This is a genomic window from Rhodoferax sp., assembly GCF_010365055.1.
In the GTDB taxonomy this organism is placed as follows: Bacteria; Pseudomonadota; Gammaproteobacteria; order Burkholderiales; family Burkholderiaceae_C; genus Rhodoferax.
The window spans coordinates 1-6499 of record NZ_JAAFHA010000145.1 but is presented as its reverse complement, the minus strand read 5'-3'; the positions used below and the strand labels follow the sequence as shown (position 1 = coordinate 6499).

Here is a 6499-nt window from a genome sequence, read left to right as displayed (position 1 = left end):
GCGAAGATAACGATGCCGTCGCCTACGCGCACTACTTGGTGCCGCAGCCACCTCGCTTTTGCCTGCGTGGTGACAATCGGGAATTCTTCCTCCAGTGGAGTGCCTGTGGCCAGCACTTGAGCTTACTTGTCGAAGAAACCTTCGCGGTGGATGGGAAGCAGCCCCCTAAGCTTCTGGCCAATGACCTTTTCTCTGGTCATCCTCAGCGGATATAGGGCGTGGCCATTGATGTCGACACACTCAAAATCAATCAGTTGGCCAGCTTGGTCCCGCACCCCCTTCACGATGAATAGCCCGTCCAAGCTCGCATCGGCGGCCGCTTTGAACCATTCGGAGGCGGGCTGCATCGTATCTTTCAGTTGGGCCATGTTTGCCTAGAGCTAAGCACAATGACACCTCTAAAAGACGAAATATTTTAGGCACAATAGGAAGTTTTTATTATGACAAAACGCAAGCGGTGCGACCGGAACCTGGCCTGTTGCAACGCAGGTTTGTCGCGTTCGTTGGTGACGCCAAACCCGAGACGCCGAATTACTCTGCGCAGTTTTTTTGGTGCAGGACGTGCGGGTTGCGCTTGCGGCTGGCGTTGACGCCCCTACCTGCCAGTTCAGCACGGACGCCGTCAGTACCTGAATTCATCATCACAGTCTGCCACAAATCTGCCCTGAGTGACCGCTTGTGGGCGCTGAGCCCGCTGGTCGTCACTGAACGTTGGCACATAGACACCGTTCGTTGAAAAATTTATCATCACAATCAATTGCGCTGGGTCTGAGCCGTGTCAAATCAGCCAATTCCGTCCCATGGTCTCGCCGTCAGATTGCGCGAGTAAACGCGTCCCATAAACCCTTCAATTTTCTTGTATCTCTATGAACCAACGTAGCTCCACCCGATTCGATTTCCTCAGCCAAGCGTTTCATTGGGTCACGGCCGTTGTCGTGACCGTTGCCTTCATTCTCGGGCCAGGTGGTTTTGGCCGTCTGATGCATCAGGGCGTAGACCCGGCAACGCAAAGCGACATCGTTTGGCACGAGTCTTTGGGCCTACTGGTTTTCACGTTGACCGTGTTGCGGCTCATCTGGGTGGCACTGCGCCCAACTGCGCCGGAATTTCAGATGGCCAGCTGGATGCAGGTCATGGGCAAACTGATGCACCTTGCACTTTGGGCGCTGATGTTGGCACTACCGATAACGGCGCTCTTGGCATTGGGAACTGAGGGCCACCCGCTGACCGTGCTGGGAGGCATCCGCCTTGACAAAATGCCCGTGATTGCCGAATCAAGCATTGCAAAGTTAGTTGATTGGGGGGACGTGCATTCGTTCTTGGGAGATGCCATCATGTGGTTCGCCGGCCTGCATGCGGCTGCCGCAATAGTTCACCACGTTGTGCTCAGGGACGGTGTGCTTGCATCCATGCTTCCATTGAAACTCCGTTAATCGCAGCCAATGCCTTTAACTCGTGCAATTGGTCATGCACCGGCGCTGATGCTGCGGGTTGTCAAAGTCGTGAATTTGTCTAAAAATTGGCACGAAGCTGGTCAATTTTTCAGGAGAAAATCTTGAAAAATCTCGAAGTAGTTGACCCCGCCATGTGCTGTTCAGCAACCGTGAAATTCAGTCCATCAAATGAGCGTGTCACACCCATCTTCATTGGGGCATCAGGCGCCGAAGGCGCCGCACACTCTGCTGGAAATTTACAATAATCTAGCCTCTAGCCCGCGCCAACTGTGCATGAGCGACTACTTAATTAATAGCAGAAACTGGCGCGAAGCAAGCGGCGCGAACGACTAGGTCATTGGGCTGACTGGGCTGATGGTCGCGCCACGACCCCGCCGCCCAGCGTCTTGTACAGCGCGATCTGGTTTTGCAGGTAGGCCAGGCGGGTTTGCACCAGCGCCTGCTGGGCGGCAAACAGGGAGCGCTGGGCGTCGAGCGATTCGAGTTGACTGGCAGCGCCGTTGTCATAGCGCAGTTGGGTCAGGCGCGCGCGCCCGGCTTCGGCCTGCAGTTGCGCCTGGCTTGCTTGCAATTGGCTGGCGAGCGTGTCGCGCCCGGCCAGTGCATCCGCCACTTCGCGAAATGCGCTTTGAATCGCCTGTTCATATTGCGCCACGGCAATGTCGCGCCCGGCTTTGGCCGCGTCCAGGTTGGCCTGGTTGCGTCCGGCGTCAAAAATCGGCAGTACCAGGCTCGGCGCCAGCGTAAAGCCCCAGGAACCGTTCTTGAACAAACCGGCGAGTTCGCTGCTGGCGGACCCGGCACCGGCGGTCAGGGCAATGCGCGGAAAAAACGCGGCCCGGGCGGCACCGATGTTGGCGTTGCTGGCGATCAGCAGCTGCTCGGCCTGGCGAATGTCGGGGCGGCGGGTGAGCAGGTCCGAGGGCAGGCCGGCCGGCAGCTCGGCAAACTGCAGTTGCGTGAGTCCGCCGGGCAGCGCAGCGGGCTGGCTTGGCGCTTGTTGCGTATCAACCGGCCTGGCTTGCAGACGTTGCCGCGCCGCCTCGGGCAGGGCTTGGCCCAGCAGCAGCACCAGCGCGTTCTCGTCGAGCGCGCGCTTTTGCGTCTGCTGCGCCAGCGTGACGCGCGCGCCTTGCAGGAGCGACTCGGCCAGGTTCTGATCCAGCTCGGAGCTGGCGCCATATTGCAGGCGCAAGCTGACCAGCTTGAGCGAGTCCTGGCGCGTGGCCAGCGTCTGGTGTGACGCGGCGAGCAATTCTTCGTCGGCCAGCAGGTTGAGCCAGCTCTGTGCCACGGTGGCGATCAGGCTGATCTGCGCGGTCTGGCTGGCCTCGGTGGTGGCCAGGTACTGGGCCAGCGCCTGCTCCTTGAGGCTGGCGACGCGGCCAAAGAAATCAAGCTCGTAGGCCGTCACGGTCAGCCCGGCCGCGTAGCTGCTGTTGATGCCGCCGGAACTGCTGGGCGTGCGGGAACCCGTGGCTGTGGCGGCCAGGGTGGGAAAGAGGTCGGCGCGCCGGATGCCCAGCTGCGCGCGCGCCTGCTCCACGCGTAACAGTGCAATGCGCTGGTCGCGGTTGTTGCGCAGCGCCGTGTCAATCAGCTCTCTGAGCGTGGCGTCGGTGAAAAAGTCCTGCCAGGCCAGTTCTGCGGCAGCGCTCGCGTTGTCCGCCGTGGCGGCGGTGCCGGGCCACTGGGGGGCCACCGGTGCCGGCGGGCGCTCGTAGGTCGGCATGAGTGAACAACCTGCTATCAACAAAGTAGCTGTTTGTGCAATACCGATGCGGGCTAGAGGTCTAAATGACATATATTTTTTATTCATGCGAATGCACTCCCATGTGCGCTGCCTGCTCGGCATGCACTTGCTGCTGGCGTGCGCTGTCCTTGAACAGCGTGCGCACCACCACAAAAAAGATCGGCACAAACAGCACCGCCAGCGTGGTGCCGGTCAGAATGCCGCCGATCACGCCGGTGCCGATGGCGCGCTGGCTGGCCGAGCCCGCGCCGCTGGACAGAGCGAGCGGCAGCACGCCCAAGGTAAAGGCCAGCGAGGTCATCACGATCGGGCGAAAGCGCAGGTGTGCCGCCTCCAGGGCCGAGGCGATCACGCTCTTGCCCTGCGCCTGCAGGTCCTTTGCAAATTCGATGATCAAAATCGCGTTCTTGGCGGACAGGCCAATGATCGTGATCAGGCCGACCTGAAAGTAGACGTCGTTGGCATACAAGCGCAGTAACGTCGCCAGAATCACGCCCAGCACACCGAGCGGCACCACCATGACGACAGCCAGCGGAATGGTCCAGCTCTCATAAAGAGCGGCCAGACACAAGAACACCGACAAAATGGCAAAGCCGTACAGGATCATGGCCTGGGAACCCGCGAGCTTTTCTTCACGCGAGGTGCCGGTCCATTCAAAGCCGAAACCGGCCGGCAATTGGCTGGCAAGTTGCTCCATCTCTGCCAGCGCGGCCCCGGTGCTGTAGCCGGGCGCAGCGCTGCCGCCGATGCGCATCGCGGGGTAGCCGTTGTAGCGCACGGTCTGCATGGCCCCCGTCACCCAGCGCGTGCTGGCAAAGGCGGAGAGTGGCACCATCTGGCCCGCGTTGCCCTTCACATTGAGTTTGAGCAAATCATCGGGTTGCATGCGCGCCGGTGCATCGGCTTGCACCATCACGCGTTGCAAGCGCCCGGCGTTGGGAAAGTCGTTGGCATAGCTGGAGCCCAGTGCGGTAGAAATGGTGGCGTTGATGGCATCAAAGCTCACGCCCAGGGCGCTGGCCTTGTCGCGGTCAATGTCGAGCTGCAATTGCGGCGCGTCTTCCAGGCCGTCAGGGCGCACCTGGGTGAGCACTTTGCTTTTGGACGCCAGGCCAACCAACTGGTTGCGCGCCGCCAGCAGGGCTTCGTGGCCCAGACCGGCGCGGTCTTGCAGCCGGAAGCTAAAGCCCGATGACGAACCCAGCTCAGGAATGGGCGGTGGACTCAAGGGAAAAATGAACGCATCGCGAATGCCCGACAGAGCGCCAAAGGCGCGCCCCGCCACGGCCTGCGCCGAACTACCTTCCCCCTTGCGTTCAGACCAGTCTTTGAGCGTGACGAAGGCCAGCGCTGCGTTTTGGCCCTGGCCAGAAAAGCTGAAACCCAGCACGCTGACCATGCCTTGCACCTCGGGCTGCTTAAGCACAAAGCCTTCCACCTGCTCCATCACCGCCAGCGTGCGATCGCGCGTGGCGCCGGGCGGCAACTGCACATTGACCAGCATGGTGCCCTGGTCTTCATTGGGCAGAAAGGAGGTCGGCAGGCGCTGGTAGGTCCAGGCTGCGCCGGCCACGATGGCCAGGTAGATCACCAGGTAGCGCGCGGCACGCGGCAGCAGTTTGGCCACGCCCTTCTCATAGCCCTTGGCGGTCTTGGCAAAGCCCCGGTTGAACCAGCCAAAAAAGCCGGTCTTGGCATGGTGGTGGCCCGCCTCAACGGGTTTGAGCAGTGTGGCGCACAAGGCCGGGGTCAAGGACAAAGCCAGAAAAGCCGAGAATGCGATTGACACACCCATCACGGCCGCAAACTGGCGGTAAATGTTGCCAATGGATCCGCTGAAAAACCCCAGCGGCACAAACACCGAGATCAGCACCACGGTCACACCAATGATGGCGCCCGAAATCTGCCCCATCGCCTTGCGCGTGGCCAGCACAGGCGACAAGCCTTCTTCGCTCATGATGCGCTCGACGTTCTCCACCACCACAATAGCGTCGTCCACCACAATGCCGATCACCAGCACCATGGCAAACATGGTCAGCACGTTGATCGAGAAGCCAAACGCCAGCAGCGTGGCAAAAGTGCCCAAGAGCGCCACCGGCACCACCAGCGTCGGGATGAGGGTGTAGCGCCAGTCCTGCAAGAACAAGAACATCACCAGAAACACCAGGGCGATGGCCTCTAACAGTGTCTCTGCCACCTGGCGCAGCGAGGTTTCAATGAAGCGGGAGCTGTCGTAGGGAATGGCCCAGCTCACGCCCTTGGGAAAGAACTTTTCCAGCTCGTGCATGCGCGTGCGCACCGCTTTGGCCGTGGCCAGCGCGTTACCGCTGGGCGAGAGCTGCACGCCGATGCCGGTGGAGGGTTTGCCGTTGAGTCGTGCGGAGGTGGCATAGGCCTGGGCGCCAAGTTCGATGCGTGCCACGTCTTTCAAGCGCACGCTCGATCCGTCAAGGTTGGCACGCAGCACCACATTGCCAAACTCCGCCACGCTTGTCAGTTGGCCGCTCACCACCACGGTGGCGGCAATGCCCTGGCCCGCCACATTGGGCAAGCTGCCGATCTCACCGGCGGACACCTGCGCATTTTGGGCGCGAATGGCGGCGGTGACGTCGGTGGCTGACAGGTTGAAGCCCTGCAGCTTGGCCGGGTCGATCCAGATGCGCATGGCGCGTTCGGTGCCAAACAGTTGCGCCTGACCGACCCCGTTGATGCGCTGCAGTTCGGGCAGAATGCTGCGCGAGGCGTAGTCGCCCAGAGCCACCGGGTCCATCGCTGGGTCATCGGACGAGAGAATGGTGAACAGCAAGAAGTTGCTGCGCGCCTTGTCCACCCGCACACCTTGTTGCGTCACCGCCGAGGGAAGGCGCGGCGAGGCGCGGCTTAGGCGGTTTTGCACGTCCACCTGCGCCAGGTCGGGGTTGGTGCCGGGCTGAAAGCTCAGCGTGATGGAGCCGCTGCCGTTGGCTTGCGCCACCGATTCCATGTACAGCAGGCCGGGCGAGCCGTTCATCTCCTGCTCGACGATCGACAGCACGCTGTCTTCCAGCGTCTGGGCCGAGGCACCGGGGTAGCTGGCCGAGATCACGATCGAGGGCGGTGCCACCGGCGGGTACTGGGCAATCGGCAGCTGGGTGATGGCAACCGAGCCCATCACGATGATGAACAAGGCAATGACCCACGCAAAGATGGGTCGGTCAATAAAAAACTTGGCCATGAAGGTGGCTCCTTAGCGTGCGGCGCTTGAGGCGGCGCTGGCCGCTGTGGCAGGCGCGCTGCCCGGCGCCTGCCACGG

5 protein-coding genes are annotated in these 6499 nt (G+C 61.4%); 2 read left to right on the top strand and 3 right to left on the bottom strand.

Going from position 1 to position 6499, the window contains the following annotated elements; all coding sequences use genetic code 11:
* Positions 1-122: 122 nt before the first annotated feature.
* Positions 123-368, bottom strand: coding sequence for a hypothetical protein (locus tag GZ093_RS19570; protein ID WP_296489294.1), 246 nt, complete (start codon positions 366-368; stop codon positions 123-125).
* Positions 369-866: 498 nt separating this feature from the next.
* Between GZ093_RS19570 and GZ093_RS19565 the strand changes: the two genes are divergently transcribed.
* Positions 867-1433: a cytochrome b/b6 domain-containing protein gene (locus GZ093_RS19565; RefSeq protein ID WP_296489293.1), complete on the top strand. Its 567-nt coding sequence runs from the start codon at positions 867-869 to the stop codon at positions 1431-1433.
* A 122-nt stretch (positions 1434-1555) separates the two neighbouring features.
* Complete coding sequence (locus tag GZ093_RS19560; protein ID WP_296489291.1) at positions 1556-1699, top strand: hypothetical protein; 144 nt, start codon at positions 1556-1558, stop codon at positions 1697-1699.
* An 89-nt stretch (positions 1700-1788) separates the two neighbouring features.
* On the opposite strand, the gene GZ093_RS19555 is transcribed toward GZ093_RS19560, so the two are convergent.
* Positions 1789-3258 carry an efflux transporter outer membrane subunit gene (locus GZ093_RS19555; RefSeq protein ID WP_296489296.1) on the bottom strand — a complete coding sequence of 490 codons (1470 nt, stop codon included), beginning with the start codon at positions 3256-3258 and terminating at the stop codon, positions 1789-1791.
* A gap of 7 nt (positions 3259-3265) precedes the next feature.
* Positions 3266-6421 (bottom strand): efflux RND transporter permease subunit, encoded by a 3156-nt coding sequence (locus GZ093_RS19550; protein ID WP_296489290.1) that lies wholly within the window; start codon positions 6419-6421, stop codon positions 3266-3268.
* Between the last annotated feature and the right edge of the window lie 78 nt (positions 6422-6499).